Annotated in this window: 11 protein-coding genes; 5 read left to right on the top strand and 6 right to left on the bottom strand. The window is 58.7% G+C overall.

Annotated features, from left to right (window positions below; genetic code table 11):
* The first annotated feature begins 292 nt into the window (after positions 1 to 292).
* Complete coding sequence (locus tag JJQ51_RS32245; RefSeq protein ID WP_152096033.1) at positions 293 to 1,477, top strand: hypothetical protein; 1,185 nt, start codon at positions 293 to 295, stop codon at positions 1,475 to 1,477.
* 78 nt (positions 1,478 to 1,555) lie between these two features.
* Here JJQ51_RS32245 and aspS read toward each other — a convergent pair whose 3' ends face one another.
* Both aspS and JJQ51_RS32865 read right to left on the bottom strand, forming a co-directional pair.
* A complete protein-coding gene (gene aspS / locus JJQ51_RS32250; protein WP_113329044.1) occupies positions 1,556 to 3,346 on the bottom strand; it encodes an aspartate--tRNA ligase in 1,791 nt (596 codons plus the stop codon).
* Positions 3,347 to 3,538: 192 nt separating this feature from the next.
* Entirely contained in the window at positions 3,539 to 4,063 is a 525-nt protein-coding gene (locus JJQ51_RS32865) for an endonuclease domain-containing protein (RefSeq protein ID WP_308936582.1), read from the bottom strand.
* 209 nt (positions 4,064 to 4,272) lie between these two features.
* Between JJQ51_RS32865 and JJQ51_RS32260 the strand changes: the two genes are divergently transcribed.
* The 4 genes from JJQ51_RS32260 (at position 4,273) to JJQ51_RS32275 (ending at position 9,747) form a co-directional block, all read left to right on the top strand.
* A complete protein-coding gene (locus JJQ51_RS32260) occupies positions 4,273 to 5,664 on the top strand; it encodes a multicopper oxidase family protein (RefSeq protein ID WP_113354702.1) in 1,392 nt (463 codons plus the stop codon).
* A gap of 170 nt (positions 5,665 to 5,834) precedes the next feature.
* A complete protein-coding gene (gene rnd, locus JJQ51_RS32265; protein ID WP_113354701.1) occupies positions 5,835 to 6,980 on the top strand; it encodes a ribonuclease D in 1,146 nt (381 codons plus the stop codon).
* A 191-nt stretch (positions 6,981 to 7,171) separates the two neighbouring features.
* The gene (locus JJQ51_RS32270; protein WP_145631638.1) at positions 7,172 to 8,224 is read left to right on the top strand and encodes an adenylate/guanylate cyclase domain-containing protein; all 1,053 of its coding nucleotides are present in this window, start codon (positions 7,172 to 7,174) and stop codon (positions 8,222 to 8,224) included.
* A gap of 164 nt (positions 8,225 to 8,388) precedes the next feature.
* A complete protein-coding gene (locus tag JJQ51_RS32275) occupies positions 8,389 to 9,747 on the top strand; it encodes an esterase-like activity of phytase family protein (protein WP_152093466.1) in 1,359 nt (452 codons plus the stop codon).
* A 51-nt stretch (positions 9,748 to 9,798) separates the two neighbouring features.
* Here the strand turns inward: JJQ51_RS32275 and ppx are convergent, their stop codons facing one another.
* From ppx to JJQ51_RS32295, 4 genes are all read right to left on the bottom strand, one after another.
* Positions 9,799 to 11,319, bottom strand: a complete 1,521-nt coding sequence (ppx, locus tag JJQ51_RS32280) for an exopolyphosphatase (protein WP_113329049.1) — start codon at positions 11,317 to 11,319, stop codon at positions 9,799 to 9,801.
* Between the two features lie 11 nt (positions 11,320 to 11,330).
* On the bottom strand, positions 11,331 to 13,532 hold the full coding sequence (locus JJQ51_RS32285; RefSeq protein WP_145320502.1) for an RNA degradosome polyphosphate kinase: 2,202 nt from the start codon (positions 13,530 to 13,532) through the stop codon (positions 11,331 to 11,333).
* Positions 13,533 to 13,607: 75 nt separating this feature from the next.
* On the bottom strand, positions 13,608 to 14,321 hold the full coding sequence (hdaA, locus tag JJQ51_RS32290; protein ID WP_113329051.1) for a DnaA regulatory inactivator HdaA: 714 nt from the start codon (positions 14,319 to 14,321) through the stop codon (positions 13,608 to 13,610).
* A gap of 2 nt (positions 14,322 to 14,323) precedes the next feature.
* Entirely contained in the window at positions 14,324 to 15,454 is a 1,131-nt protein-coding gene (locus JJQ51_RS32295; RefSeq protein WP_269245840.1) for an AI-2E family transporter, read from the bottom strand.
* Positions 15,455 to 15,535: the final 81 nt, after the last annotated feature.

Here is a 15,535-nt window from a genome sequence, read left to right on the forward strand (position 1 = left end):
CACTCACCTCCTGCAGGCTGCGCTGGCCGCCGCTGTAAAACTCCACAACACTCTGCTTGAACGACGTGCTGTATTTCGACATGAAAAACCCCGAAAGTTGGTTGTCCAACTTTCGGGGGTCAGTTCATTGCGGTCGCCGGGTTTTTGTATTTCATGAAATTGAGCAACGCGAACATATGTCGCCGCCACAAATGCAACCAATGTTTGCATTTCAATAAAATGTATCCTATTGCTTGCAATGATAAGCAATTTATTGTTTCAGATGTACACTTTTAATCCGGGACACTCCATCATGATTTTCTATCGGGCAAGGTGGCGGGCGGCGATCAGTGTCGGGCTTCTATTCTCAGCGAGTTCTGCTTTCGCGCTCGACGGTGCCGACGTCCTCAAGAAGCTAAACAACGCCATGGTCGCGCAAATAGGCGACTCAGTCGAAGCCGGAAGCGTCGATGTTAACGGTTCAACCGTCGTTCTGAAAAACGTGAGATATATGCCGCGAGGAAGAACCGCCATTAGCCTCGGAGATGTCGTCATGACCGACGTGACCGAACGGACGGGCGGTTATGCAATCAAGAAGGTGCTCATTCCCGATATTACAATAGAACAAAAGGACTTCAGTGCGAATGCAACGGGGCTAAGGGTGGAAGATCTCGAAATTCCCGCAAATGCGACGTTGAGTGATATCGACTCAGTATTCACTTATCACGCACATGCTGGCCCGGTGTCTGCCCTCAAAGTCGGTGAAAAGTTTTTCTCCATATCCGCTGCCGATTCCGTCGCAACGAAACGTCCAGACGGAAAAGGCGTCGATTCCAGTTTCACAATTGATGGAATTGTTGCCGATCTCTCCCTAGCTCAAATGCCGGTAAGCCCTGAAGCAATTCGATATTTTGGGCTGCAAAATCTGCGCGCGACATTTTCCATGAAAAGCAGCTGGGAGCTTTCGACCGGCAAGTATGATCTGACGGACTACACGATTGATCTGGAGAATATGGGGAAACTGAATGTACAGCTCAGTTTCTCGGGCATCACCCCGGGGCTCTACAGCACCACGGATGCACTTTACTCCTCCTTGACCGGCGCCGCGGACGATGAAAATACCAAGAATGCTAAATATTTGCTGCTTCTCGCGTTCGTTCAGCAGTTGACGTTGAATAGCGCGCAGATTCGCTTTGACGATGCGTCAATCACCAACCGCGCATTCGACTACGTGAGTAAATGGGACCATGTGACGCGCGCGCAATCTGCGAACCGCTTCGCTAAAGAAATGCTGGAGTTAACAGCTGCGCTTGATATTCCCGACCTCCAGCGGATGCTTTCAAGAGCGATTATTGAATACTTCAACAATCCAAGAAGCCTGATGTTTAGCGCCACCCCTGCCCAACCCATTCCGATGTCAGCCGTCCTCGAAGCAGCGAGGAACGCAAAAGAGTCGATCCCGAAGATGATCGACCTGAAAATCACATCAAACGATTAGGTTGGTCGTCTAATCAAGCGCAAAAAACCCGGCGATTTCGGTCGCCGGGTTTTGCATTTTGACAAGCTCTCGAAGGACTTAGTCCTTCTTGACCGGCGGCACCGGGCGGATCGCCAGTTCGCGCAGCTGCGTCGGCGTTGCGGCCGAAGGAGCGCCCATCAGCAGATCCTGTGCCTGCTGGTTCATCGGGAAGAGCGAGATCTCGCGCAGGTTCTTGGCACCGACCAGCAGCATGACGATACGGTCGATGCCGAAGGCAGCACCACCGTGCGGAGGCGCACCGTACTGGAAGGCACGATAAAGGCCGCCGAAGCGCTCTTCGACGTCCGTCTGGCTAAGGCCGACCTTTTCGAAGGCGGCGACCATGGTTTCCGGCGACTGGTTACGGATCGAGCCCGACGCGATTTCGAAGCCGTTGCAGACGGCGTCGTACTGGAACGCCTTGATCGTCAGGGGATCCTGGTTCTGCAGCGCCTCGAGACCGCCCTGCGGCATCGAGAACGGGTTGTGAGCGAAGTCGATCTTCTTTTCTTCCTCGCTCCATTCGAAGAACGGGAAGTCGACGATCCAGCACAGCTCGAAGCGATCGCGATCGATCAGGTTCAGTTCGTCGGCGGCACGGTTACGGGCTTCACCGGCAAACTTGTAGAACTTGGATGGATCGCCGGCGACGAAGAAGCAGGCGTCGCCGTCATCGAGGCCGAGCTGGGTGCGGATCGCATCCGTGCGTTCTTCGCCGATGTTCTTGGCAAGCGGGCCGGCACCTTCGAGCTTTTCGCCTTCCTTGCGCCAGAAGATATAGCCGAGGCCCGGCTGGCCCTGGCTCTGTGCCCAGGCGTTCATGCGGTCGCAGAATGCGCGCGAACCGCCGGTCTTGGCCGGGATGGCCCAGACTTCGACCTTCGGGTTGGAAGCGATCATATTGGCGAAGACCTTGAAGCCGGAGCCGGCAAAATGCTCGGTAACGGCTTCCATGACGATCGGGTTGCGCAGGTCCGGCTTGTCGGAGCCATACTTGCGGATGGCGACGTCATAGGGGATGCGCGGCCATTCCTTGGTGACCGGCTTGCCGTCTGCAAACTCTTCGAAGACCTGGGTCATCAGCGGACCCATCGTGTTCCAGACGTCTTCCTGCGTTACGAAGCTCATTTCGAGATCGAGCTGATAGAATTCGCCAGGCAGACGGTCGGCACGCGGGTCTTCGTCGCGGAAGCACGGCGCGATCTGGAAGTAGCGGTCGAAGCCGGCAACCATCAAAAGCTGCTTGTACTGCTGCGGCGCCTGCGGCAGCGCGTAGAAGGTGCCGGGGTGGATACGGCTCGGCACCAGGAAGTCGCGTGCGCCTTCCGGCGACGAGGCCGTGAGGATCGGGGTCGTATATTCGGTAAAGCCCACTTCGCCCATGTGGCGGCGCATGGAGGAGATGATCTGCGTGCGCTTGACGATGTTCTTGTGCAGCGTTTCGCGGCGAAGATCGAGGAAGCGATACTTCAGGCGTACGTCTTCCGGATAGTCCGGCTCGCCGAAAACAGGCAGCGGCAGCTCCTTGGCGGCGGAGAGCACTTCGATCTCCTGAGCATAAAGCTCGATCTCGCCGGTCGGCATGTTCTTGTTGACAGTGTCTTCCGTACGGGCTTTGACCAGGCCGTCGATGCGGATGACCCACTCGCCACGAACGGTTTCGGCGAGCTTGAATGCCGGAGAATCAGGGTCGGCAACGACCTGGGTGATGCCGTAGTGATCGCGCAGGTCGATGAACAGCACGCCGCCATGATCTCGGACGCGATGAACCCAGCCGGCAATGCGGACGGTCGAACCGACGTCGGACTTGCGCAGGGCGGCGCATGTGTGGCTGCGATAGCGATGCATAGTATATATCCTGGGCTTGGCGGGCGGTGGCGCAAGGACATGCAAACCCCTCGCCCGCCGACGAGAAAATCGGGCGGAAAAGCGCATGGTGCGCCCGATTTGTCAAGGCTCGAACGCATGGCTTATCTCGCCCCCGGCGGGCGAGAAAGCAAAAACTTAGGCTTAGATGAGGGCTCGTCCCTCTTCTAAGTCTTAGTTTTTGCAAGAGAGGGGGTAGGTAGGGATGCACCCAATCTTTGAATTATACGAGCGAGAAGAGGACCACCGCTCTTGCAATTTCAATGACTTAGAAATTGCGCTGCGCTTTGGAAAGCGTCGCAGCTCCCAGTTCGCAATTCCTAAACCATTGAAATTGCTTTCTCGCCCGCCAGGAGCGAGATAGACCTGCACTCCGCTATTTTTCAGCTCTGCCAGAATCGTCAGGCAGACTCCCTCAAGATTTGTTGTGACCTCATGGTTCCAGACTCGCATTGTACGAAAGCCCTGCTTCGAGAAATGTGCGTCTCTCGCTAGATCCCCGATGCTTTCGGCGTGTTGGGCACCGTCGACCTCGACAATGAGCCGCGCCTCGAAACATACGAAATCGAGAATGTAACCATTGATCGGAACCTGTCGCTTAAATCTGAATCCCTCAAGCTGGCTTCGACGCAAGGCCTGCCAAAGCATGTTTTCAGCCTTGGTGGCATCACTGCGCATTGTTTTCGCGAATTGGCGCAATCGAGCCGGTACGTCGGCGGCGCATGCGCCCTCCTGTTTTGGCGATTGCGTCCAGGAAAGAATACGGCTCTATCGAGATCCAGCATGACGATAAACATATCGACAGCCGCAAGTAGCTGCTGCGGCAGTTTGGCTACCTCGATGCTATTGCTGAACATCACGGTCAACTTTAAACAGACATCCATATATCTTCGCCCCCGGAGCCCGATATGCCGATCCTTACCCGCCGCAATCTTTTGAAAGCTTCAGCCGTTGCGGGCGCTTATGGCGTCGGTATCGGGATCGCCGGGAAGTTTGCGGGCAAGGCGGCGGCCGCCGAGCCACTCACGCTGAAGACGGCCAAGATCGAGGCAAACCTTACCGACGGCGGCAAAACCAAGAACGTGCTCACCTATGGGGACGCCGGCATTCCGCCGGTCGTGCGCATGAAGAAGGGGGAATCCTTCGCCGCGCGACTGATCAACGGCATAGACGAGCCGACGACCATTCACTGGCACGGCATTCGTCTGCCCAACAATATGGACGGCGTGCCCTTCCTCACCCAGCCCTACATCTATACCGGTGATCATTTCGATTACGCCTTCACGCCGCCGGACGCCGGCACCTTCTGGTATCATCCACATTGCAATACGCTGGAGCAGATGGGCCACGGCATGACCGGCGTCATCGTGGTCGAGAACCCCAAGGATCCCGCCTTCGATTCGGAAGTAGTGCTCAATCTGCGCGATTGGCGGCTCGGCAGCGACGGACAGTTCATCGCCCAGTTCCGGCCGCGCGATGCGGCCAAATCCGGCACCTATGGCACGGTGCGGACCGCCAATTGGCAGCCGGAGCCGCGATATGACGCGCCTTCCGGCGGGCTGGTGCGGCTGCGCATTGCCATCACCGACGTCACGCGCATCTATTCCTTCCGCATGGACGGCGCCGAGGCGACTGTGATCGCGATCGACGGCAATCCCGTGCCGCAGCGCTTTCCGCTCGATCTTTTGCAGCTCGGACCGGGACAGCGGCTGGAGCTTGCGGTGCGCATGCCCGACAGCGAAGGCGCGGTCGTCAAGCTCGAGGACATCAAAGGGACCAATCCGAAGGTGCTGGCGACGCTACGCGCCGTGGGCGCATCATTGAAGCGAGACATGCGCGATCTGGCGCCGCTCGAAGACAATCCCGTGCAGAAGGCAGACCTCGGTTCCGCCACCCATATTCCGCTGATCCTGAGCTCGACGGCGGAGAACACCGCCGACAACAGCATTTGCGGCTCGCTCGGCTACAGCTTCTGGGCAATCAACAAGGTGCCGTGGCCGGGCGATACGCCCGATCCGACCGCGCCGCTTGCCGAACTCAAGCTCGGCAAGAGCTATATCATAGACATGGAAAACGTCACGCCGCACAGCCATCCGATCCACTTGCACGGAATGAGCTTTACCGTCATCTCCTCTTCGACGCGGCAGGTGCAGCCCTTCGTCTCCGATACCTATCTGATCCAGCCGGATGAAAAGGTGCAGCTTGCCTTCGTCGCCGACAATCCCGGCGACTGGCTACTGCATTGCCATATCATCGAACACCAGAAGACGGGCATGACGAGTTACGTGCGGGTGGCCTAGCCGGTCGCGAGCCTCTTCAATTTCCAGTGGCCTTGGTCAAAGCCATCACTGTTTTCGGCAATTTCAGCGAAAAGCGAAATGCGGCAAGGGCTTTGTCCGCGAAAGTATTGACATATCCGGCTGAAAGGAGAAGGAAGTTAAGAAAGTATTTTACCATTGAATGTGTTGATATGATCGAAACTACCGCCCAATTGGAGGCGGCCTGCCAAGAGCTGGCCAAGTCGGAATTCATCACCATCGATACGGAATTCCTGCGAGAAACGACCTTCTGGCCGGAGCTGTGTTTGATACAGATGGCAAGCCCCACCACCGAAGTGCTGGTGGACCCGCTGGCCAAGGGGCTGGATCTGGCACCCTTCTTCGAACTGATGGCCAACCCATCGGTTTTGAAGGTGTTTCATGCTGCGCGCCAGGATATCGAAATCATCTTCCATCGCGGCAATCTCATTCCGCATCCGATCTTCGATACCCAAGTTGCGGCGATGGTCTGCGGCTTCGGCGATTCGGTTTCCTACGATCAGCTCGTCAGCCGCATCAAGAATGTCCATATCGACAAATCCTCGCGCTTTACCGACTGGAGCCGGCGCCCGCTCTCGGAAAAGCAGCTCGACTATGCACTCGCCGACGTGACGCATCTGCGCGACGTCTATCTCTCGCTCAAGGAGCAATTGCAGCGCGAAGGGCGCGCCTCCTGGCTGCAGGAGGAGATGGCGATCCTGGAGGCGCGCGAGACCTACGACCTCCATCCGGACGACGCATGGCAGCGGCTGAAGATGCGGCTGCGCAAGCCGCAAGAACTGGCCGTCCTTAAATTCGTGGCCGCCTGGCGCGAACGCGAGGCCCGCGCCCGCAACGTCCCACGCGCCCGCGTGCTGAAGGATGACGCGATCTATGAGATTGCGCAGCAGCAGCCGAAGGACACCGAGGCGCTGGCGCGGCTGCGCACCATCCCGAAGGGTTGGGAGCGCTCTGCCGCCGGCACGGCGGTGCTTGAAGCGATCAACGCGGCGCTGGCGCTGCCGAAGGCAGAAATGCCACATCCGCCGCGCCACCAGCAGGCTCCCGAGGGCACGGCAGCGGCTTCCGAACTGTTGAAGGTCCTTTTGAAGCTGATTGCGGAAAAGCATGGCGTTGCGCCGAAGGTCATCGCCAACAGCGACGATCTCGACAAGATCGCCGCCGAGGGCGAGAAGGCCGATGTTGCGGCTCTGACCGGCTGGCGTCGAGATCTTTTCGGCGAGACTGCCCTGCAGCTGATCCAGGGTCAGGTGGCCCTGCGCTTCGTCGGCAAGCGGATCGAGACCATCGCCCTCTAGCAGCGACATTCTCCTTTTCCGCCGTCTTACGATTGCGTATGTTTCGTGTATCGAGATGCCGGCTGTCATCACGATTGCGCCGCAAATCTCGTGAAATGAACGTCTTGTGTAATCGTTCTATTCGATGACGTTCCAGTTTGCCGGCGCAATCCCGCGTCGATGACAGGCGTCGCTTCTCGGCGGAAAAGTGAATGGGCATCTTCCATTCGATGCGCAACTGGATCCTGACATCGCTATTCGTCGCTTCGACGGGCGTCATCTACGGCAAGCTATTCTTCCCACAGGCGCCGATGTACATCGGTGCAGTCTTTGCGCTGTTCTGCGGCATGCCGCTGCTGGTCTTCGAACGCCGCATGATCCTGCCGCGGCTGAACGACTGGATGCATCGGCTGCCGACGCCGGCTTTCATCCTTTCGGCCCTGGTCGTCGATTTCCTGCTGATGAGCGCCGGCTACGCCATGGCGGGCAGTATCATGAAGCTTCTGGGGCTGGTCGATGGCTCCTGGGAAGATCTTACGCTGCTGAAGATAGACGTCTATCTTTATGCTGTCGTCGTCACCGCCATTGTCATTTTCATCGGCCGCGTGCGGGAATTGCTTGGGCGCGACGTCTTCTCCAGCCTGTTGACCGGCCGCTACCGCAATCCGGTGCAGGAGGAGCGCGTCTTTCTGTTCATCGATCTCGTCGGCTCGACTGCTTTTGCCGAGGAACATGGCGACCTGAAAACGCAGGAATTCCTCGGTGCGGTATTCGGTTCCATGGCCGAGCCGGTACGGCGGCATAAGGGCGCGATCGACGACTATATCGGCGATGCCGCCATCATCACCTGGCCGCTCCAACGGGGCGTCAAGAATGCCAATTGCGTGCGCTGCGTATTCAATATCCTCGACGATATCGAAAAAAACGCCGAAACATGGCTGAAATCCTATGGCAGGGTACCGCGTTTGCGGGCCGCTCTCCACGGCGGCAGCATCGTGACGGCGGAAATCGGCGTCGACCACCACAAGATCGCCTATTTCGGCGACACGGTGAACACGACCGCAAGGCTGGAGTCTCTCTGCAAAACGCTGGAGCGTCAGGTGCTGATTTCAAGCGACCTTGCCAGAAGGATGGAGCTTCCCGAAGGGGTCATCAAGGAAGAGCTCGGTGAACATGCCGTTCGCGGCCGCGATCAGCACCTTGGCGTCATCGCCCTTCACGCGCAGGACCAGCAGGCGCTGAAGACCATTCGCAATATATCGTGAGCAATACACATCGCTAGCTGCAGTCCGATATTGATGCACGCCAGGGCTTCACAGCCTATGGGTTGTCCACAGTCACCAAATCTTCACCTGAGCGTTAATTCACCGACATGGCTCCCCTGTTAAGCGGGATTGTTTTCACCACTTCTCGCCAACAAGGTGACATAATGACCCGAATCCTTTCCGCTTCCACGGCACTTTTCATTCTGCTTGCCGCCTCGGCGCAAGCAGACGAGCAGCAATTCAAGGCAAAGCTCGTCGGCCAGGCGATCCTGCCGGCCAACACCATCACTGCCGCCCCAGCCGATGCGGCAGATTTCTTGAAAACGTCAGGCAAATTCACCACGCCGGATCGCAAGCGCACCGACGCTCTCGGCACCGTGCCGGGCAAGGATGGCGCCCGCGTCACCGACCTGAAGCTGCCCTTCGCCGGCCAGCCGATTCAGGGCTTCTCCGGCATCAAGACCATGCCCGACGGCACCTTCTGGACGCTCTCCGACAATGGCTTCGGCTCCAAGCAGAACTCTTCCGACGCGATGCTTTTCCTGCATCAGCTGAAATTCGACTGGGACGGGGGCAAGGTCGAGGTCGTCAAGAATCTGTTCCTGTCCGACCCGAACAAGAAGGCCCCCTTCCCGATCGTTATGGAAGGCGCCGACAAGCGTTACCTGACAGGCGCCGACTTCGACATCGAATCGATCCAACCTGTTGCCGATGGCTTCTGGATCGGCGATGAATTCGGCCCTTACCTGCTGAAATTCGACACGAACGGCCAGCTGACCGACGTCTTCGCAACGACGCTCGACGGCAAGCCGGTCCTGTCTCCTGACAATCCGCTGATCCAGCTGCCCGGCAACCCCACGCAGAAGATGCCGGCCTTCAACCTGAAGCGCTCCGGCGGCTTCGAGGGCCTCGCCATGTCGAAGGACGGCTCCAAGCTCTACGGTCTGCTGGAAGGCCCGATCTACAAGGATGACGGCCAGATGGAGAGCGTCGACGGCAAGACGGCCATCCGTGTCATCGAATTCGATGTTGCGTCGAAGAGCTGGACCGGCCGCAGCTGGCTCTATCCCTTCGCGGACAAGGGTGTGTCGATCGGCGATTTCAACATGCTCGACGAGACGACGGCCCTGGTCATCGAACGCGACAACGGCGCCGGCACGAAGGACAAGGCCTGCGCCGATCCCAAGCAGCCGAAGCCGGATTGCTTCGAGGCTCCGGTCGAGCTGAAGCGCGTCTATAAGATCGAGTTCAGCGACGCCAATGTCGGCAAGTCCGTTCGCAAGATCGGCTATATCGATCTGCTGCGCATCGAAGATCCCGATCACAAGCGTCGCCAGGGCGGCGGCGAAGGCTTTTACGACATGCCCTTCGTCACGATCGAGAATGTCGATCGCGTCGATGCCACACATATCGTCATCGGCAATGACAATAATCTGCCCTTCTCGGCAGGCCGTGCCGTCGATAAGGCTGACGACAACGAGTTCAGCCTTCTTGAAGTGGGCGATTTCCTGAACGCGAAATAAGTCGCGGCGAAACGGCCTCTCCCTGGTTTGCGGGGAGAGGCTTCAAAAAACCTATTCGAAGCGGAAGGCCAAGCGGCGGTTCGTAAGCTTGCCGAGCTGCTGCAGGCGCCCATCCAGTCGCTCGCCCGCAAAATCGTGATACTCGGCGGGGACGACGAATTCGAGGTCTAGATCCGGATTTGTCGAACGGCGGAACGACAGGTTGCGGACAATACCGGGCATTGACGCCGAGAAGAGATAGACGACACGCAACAGGCCGCCGAGCAGCTTGGCCCGCTCGATGTAGAGCGGCGTCGCGATCGTTGCCAGCGGCTCGGTCGCTCCATCGTCGTTCAAACCCTCGAAGCGATAGTAGTTGGCAAGTGCGATGAAGGCGCGGCCGGCATGGGTGATGCCGACGAAGGAGGTGTGGGCGATGATGTTCAGCGCCTGCAGGCCGCGATAATCGGGATGGGCGCGCCAGCTGATGTCGGCAAGCAGGCAGGCTGCCTGGCGATAGCGGCTCTCTTCTTCGGTCTCGGTGATACCGAAAAAGGGCATCATCCGCCCCGTCCAATCGGCAAGCTCGCGGGCATGTTCCGGCGAACGCGCACGCAGGATGGCAAGCTCGCCGGCTGCGGTGAGCAACGGATCGCTGTTGCGCTCCGCCTCCGTCAGCAGCGAATAGAGATAACCTTCACGAACGCCCTGAGCGGAGAAGGAGATGACGGACGGCTTCATAGCGGTCAGTACTTCGCGCATGGCGACCGCGCCGAAAGGCAGCAGCGAACGACGATGCTTGGAAACCGCCTGCAGAGCGGGGTCCTTCGAATCCTTCGATTCGACGATCTGATCCAGAAAGCGGATCATCTCATCGAGCGGCACTTCATAGCCCTGCATCATGTGCAGCGGATATTTGCGGATTTCCATGTGCAGCTTGGCCACGCTTCGCCATGTGCCGCCAACTGCGTAGAATGTCCGGCCCTCGCCCTTGCTCAGGAGCTTCGCGGTCTTGACATGCTTGCGCGCGAAGCTGCGCGCCTTCTCAATCGAGCCGCCAGCATATTCGGAGAGGCGCAGGCCGCCAAGCGGCAGCGTGATGCCCTTGCCGATCTCCCGGTCCTTGATGTCGATCAGCTCCAGCGAGCCGCCACCAAGATCTCCGGCAATGCCATCGGGATGGTAAAAACCGCTGATAATGCCAAGCGCGGAAAAGCGTGCCTCTTCTTCGCCAGACAGCACGCGCACCTTGCGCTGGAGGATGGCTTCTGCCTGATGGATGAACTGCGGACCATTGCTGGCCTCACGCGCTGCGGCTGTCGCCAGCACGTAGATGGTGGATGCGCGCGCCTGATCGGAGAGCGCCTTGAAGCGATGCAGCGCGGCAAGCGCCCGCGCCACGCTTTCCTCGTCCATCTTCCCCGTCAGCGCTATGCCCTTGCCGAGGCCGCACAGCACTTTTTCGTTGAAGAGGATGGTTGGCGACCGCGAATGGCCTTCATAAACGACAAGGCGGACCGAGTTCGACCCGATATCGACAACGGAGACAGGGGCGATGCCCGGAAGACGCCCCTGGGCTTCTGATTCAACCATGCAGGTCCAATTTATTTGTTGCGGCCCGACAGCAGCCCAGCGATGAGTTTCGGTGCGCTGGATTTCAAGGCTTCACCACGGCCGGACAGGCTGGGATTGGTCATGAAATACTGCTGTGCATTGAATGGCTCTTTTCCCTGACGCACTTCCATGCGCCGTGAAGTCCCGTCCGGCAATATCTCGTAGCTTTGCTGATTGTCAATGATATTGCCCAGCATGATCTGTGAAAGCACCTGTTCATGCACGGTCTTGTTGGTGAGCGGCACGAGCGTTTCGACACGGCGGTCGAGGTTTCTCGGCATCATGTCGGCCGAGCCGATATAGACCAGCGCCTTGTCCGACGGCAGGCCGTGACCGTCGCCGAAGCAGAAGATGCGGCTGTGCTCAAGGAAGCGGCCGACGATGGATTTGACGCGGATCCTTTCCGAAAGCCCGGGAATCTGCGGACGCAGGCAGCAAATGCCGCGCACGACAAGCTCGATATCGACGCCGGCGTTGCTGGCGCGATACAGAGCGTCGATGATTTCGGGATCGACGAGCGAATTCATCTTCATCCAGATCGCCGCCGGACGGCCGTTCCTAGCATGTTCGATCTCGCCTTCGATATGCTGAAGGATGCGCGGACGCAGCGTATAGGGCGAAACGGCGATCTTCATGCCCTGTTCCGGCTCACCGTAACCGGTAATGAAGTTGAAGATGTTCGCCATGTCATGGGCGATCGTCGGATCACAGGTGAAGTAGGAAAGATCGGTGTAAATCTTGGCGGTAACCGGATGATAGTTGCCGGTGCCGAGATGGCAATAGGTCCGCAACTTGCCATCTTCGCGGCGCACGACCATGGACATCTTCGAATGCGTCTTAAGCTCGATGAAGCCGAAGACGACCTGCACGCCGGCGCGCTCCAGATCGCGCGCCCAGCGGATGTTGGCTTCTTCGTCAAATCGAGCCTTCAGTTCCACCAACGCGGTAACTGATTTGCCGAGATCGGCTGCATCGATCAGCGCACGGACGATGGGGCTGTCATTTGACGTGCGGTAAAGCGTCTGTTTTATCGCCAGAACATCAGGATCCCTAGCAGCCTGGAGAAGGAACTGGACCACCACGTCGAAGGATTCATAGGGGTGGTGGACGACCATGTCCTTTTCACGGATCGCGGCGAAGCAATCGCCGGCATGTTCGCGGACGCGCTCAGGAAATCGGGCATTGTAGGGCTCGAAACGCAGATCGTCGCGCGGCGCCTTGCAGATTTCGGAAAGCGTGTTGAGCGCGAGAAGGCCGGGCAGAACCGCGATGCGGTTTCCCGGAACGTTCAGCGACTCCACCACGAACTGGCGAAGCTCGAGCGGCATTTCGGAGTCCGTCTCGATGCGGATCACGGAACCGCGGCGGCGACGCTTCAGCGCGGTTTCGAAGAAGCGCACCAGATCTTCGGCCTCTTCCTCGACTTCGATATCGCTGTCTCGAATAATGCGGAAGGTACCGGAGCCCTGCACTTCGTAACCCGGATAAAGCCGGTGGATGAAGATGTTCACCACATCTTCGAGCGTGATGTAGCGGATGACGTTGCTGGCGTCAGGCAGGCGCACGAAACGATCGAGCGCCGGCGGCAGGCGCAACAGCGCCGTCATCGGCTCGCGGCCATTCATGCTCTTCAGCTGCAGCGCGATCGAGAAGCCGAGGTTCGGAATGAACGGGAACGGATGGGCCGGATCGATGGAGAGCGGCGTCAGGACCGGGAAGATCGCCTGTTCGAATTCGGTATGGAGCCACTGTCGGTCGGCATCGGAAAGGGCGGCCGGGCGTACGATCAGAATATCTTCCTTGGCGAGATATTGCTGCAGGACGGCGAGCGAAGCCTGCTGCTCCATCTGCAGATTGTCGATCTCGCGCAGGATATCATCGAGCTGTTCGGCCGGCGTCTTGCCATCTGGGGTGCGCACGAGAATCTTCTGGCGGACCTGGCCCTCAAGACCGGCAACGCGCACCATGAAGAACTCATCGAGGTTCGCGGCGGAAATCGAAAGGAAGCGGACGCGTTCCAGCAGCGGATGGGCGGTGTTCAGCGTCTCTTCAAGGACGCGGCGGTTGAACTGCAGCCAGGAGAACTCGCGGTTGATGAAGCGCTCGGGGCTGGTCAGCAATTCGCTGACCGCAGGTGCGGTCTCTGGATTTTCCTGGTTGGCGTCCTGATGTTCCGTGAGTGCCGAGTCCATGTTCCACCTACCCTCTTTCCAATCCTGTGCCACGTATATCAGTTTGACGACGGAACTGTGACAGTCGATGTCAGCTCAATCCGGCTGACCGGAGCCACCCAGTTCGTTCAAGACCTCGGCTGCCAACAGGCGCGTGATCCTTGTTCCTCGCGCCAATGCCAGCCGGTCCAGCCTGTCGACGATCAGCTGCGCTGCGTTCAGGGAACGCTCCATGCGATTGACGATATAGAGGACGAGTTTGTCATCGATATAAAGCTGGCGATCGGCGAATAGCTTGACGATCACCTGCGACAGCAATTCCTCGTCCGGCTCACCGATCTCGACCACCGTCGCCGCCTTCAGGCGCGAGCGCAGGTCGGGCAGCGTCACCGGCCACGACATCGGCCAGAGCCGGCTCGTCATCAGAAGACTGGTGCCGTTTTCGCGCACACTGTTGATGACATGAAAAAGCTCGGTATCGTCAAAACCGAGGCGATCCACGTCTTCGAAAATGACGGGGCCGTTCGCCGCTGCAACTGCCGCAGCGGAGCCGGCCACCGGGTGAATGTGGACTGCCCCACATCGCTCTGCCCAGATGCTGGCAAGATGCGATTTGCCCGACCCGACAGGACCGGCCAGGATCACCACCGGCGACGGCCAGTGCGGCCAGGAATCGACGATCTTCACCGCCGCGCTCAAGGGATCGGCGACGAGCAGATCGTCGCGCCCGTTTGCGGGATCATGCGTAAAGGCCAAGGGCAGCTGCTCGGCGGCCTTGCGCCTTAGATCAGCGTTCTTTGCGTCGGTCATGTCTAGCTATTCTCGGTCTTGCCGGCCTTGGCTCTGCGCGCCTTGCCCGCTTCCGAGCGTCCATAATAGAGATCGCTCTGAAGGTAGCGCGAAAGGGCGAAGCGGACAAGAACGCCGCAGGCGGCAGCGGCCGGGATCGCTATCAGCAGCCCGACAAAGCCGAAAAGCGCACCAAAGGCAAAAAGGGCGAACATCAGCCAGACCGGATGGAGGCCCACGCTTTCGCCGACAAGCTTCGGCTGCAGCACATTGCCTTCCAGAAACTGGCCGGTGAAGAAGACGACGAGCGTCAGGCCGACCCAGAGATAATCCGGCCAGAACTGAACCAGTGCGACGCCGACGGCCAGAACGAGGCCGACCATCGAGCCGACATAGGGAATGAAGCTGATCATGCCGGCGAAGAGGCCGATCAGCAGACCGAAATTCAGGCCAACCAGCGAGAGACCGACGCCGTAATAGACGCCGAGAATAATGCAGAGCGAACCCTGCCCTCGAATGAAGCCGGCGATTGCCTGGTCGATCTCGCGAGCGATCTGGCGAACGGTGGCGACATGATCGCGCGGGATCCAGTCGTCCACCTTGGCGACCATCCGATCCCAGTCGAGCAGCATATAGAAGGCGACGACGGGTGTGACGACCATCAGCGAGATGATGTTGACCAGCGCCTTGCCAGAGCTCCAGAGCTGCGCGAACAGGCCGCCGACGAAGCTCAAACCTTCGGACATGATGCTGGAGAAATTGTCCTTGATCGCGCCGAGCTGGTTGCGGATCCAATCCGGCAGCACCATCGTCTGCGCCTTGGCGATCAGCTGCTGGATCTGCTGCACATAGGTCGGAATGTGCTGAATGAAATCGTTGAACTGATTGACGATGATCGGGATGAAGATCGTCAGCGCCAGCGCGAAGATCAGTATGAAGGAGACCAGGATTACCACCGTCGCCATCAGGCGGCTGAGGCCGATCCGCTCCAGCCGGTCGGCGACCGGATCGAGAAAATAGGCTACCGCCATGCCAGCGATAAACGGCAGCAGGATCGTGCTGAAGATATAGATAAAGGCGATGAAGACGACGAGCACGATCACCCAGAAGGTGACTTGACGCTTGAGGCTCGCCCCGCTGACCTTTTGCTCCATCGTCTTCCCCGTTGTTTCGCGCCCGTTTGCCGTGTGCTTAGGACATAGGATGATGCCGCAATTATGGTCAAGCCTGCGGCC

The organism is Rhizobium sp. AG207R (assembly GCF_027109195.1).
Taxonomy (GTDB): domain Bacteria; phylum Pseudomonadota; class Alphaproteobacteria; order Rhizobiales; family Rhizobiaceae; genus Rhizobium; species Rhizobium dioscoreae.

Bases quoted from the DNA above. Each gene is read 5' to 3' on its own strand.
- JJQ51_RS32245 (WP_152096033.1), top strand. From the start codon at position 293: ATGATTTTCTATCGGGCAAGGTGGCGGGCGGCGATCAGTGTCGGGCTT.
- aspS (WP_113329044.1), bottom strand. From the start codon at position 3,346: ATGCATCGCTATCGCAGCCACACATGCGCCGCCCTGCGCAAGTCCGAC.
- JJQ51_RS32260 (WP_113354702.1), top strand. From the start codon at position 4,273: ATGCCGATCCTTACCCGCCGCAATCTTTTGAAAGCTTCAGCCGTTGCG.
- rnd (WP_113354701.1), top strand. From the start codon at position 5,835: ATGATCGAAACTACCGCCCAATTGGAGGCGGCCTGCCAAGAGCTGGCC.
- JJQ51_RS32270 (WP_145631638.1), top strand. From the start codon at position 7,172: ATGGGCATCTTCCATTCGATGCGCAACTGGATCCTGACATCGCTATTC.
- JJQ51_RS32275 (WP_152093466.1), top strand. From the start codon at position 8,389: ATGACCCGAATCCTTTCCGCTTCCACGGCACTTTTCATTCTGCTTGCC.
- ppx (WP_113329049.1), bottom strand. From the start codon at position 11,319: ATGGTTGAATCAGAAGCCCAGGGGCGTCTTCCGGGCATCGCCCCTGTC.
- JJQ51_RS32285 (WP_145320502.1), bottom strand. From the start codon at position 13,532: ATGGACTCGGCACTCACGGAACATCAGGACGCCAACCAGGAAAATCCA.
- hdaA (WP_113329051.1), bottom strand. From the start codon at position 14,321: ATGACCGACGCAAAGAACGCTGATCTAAGGCGCAAGGCCGCCGAGCAG.
- JJQ51_RS32295 (WP_269245840.1), bottom strand. From the start codon at position 15,454: ATGGAGCAAAAGGTCAGCGGGGCGAGCCTCAAGCGTCAAGTCACCTTC.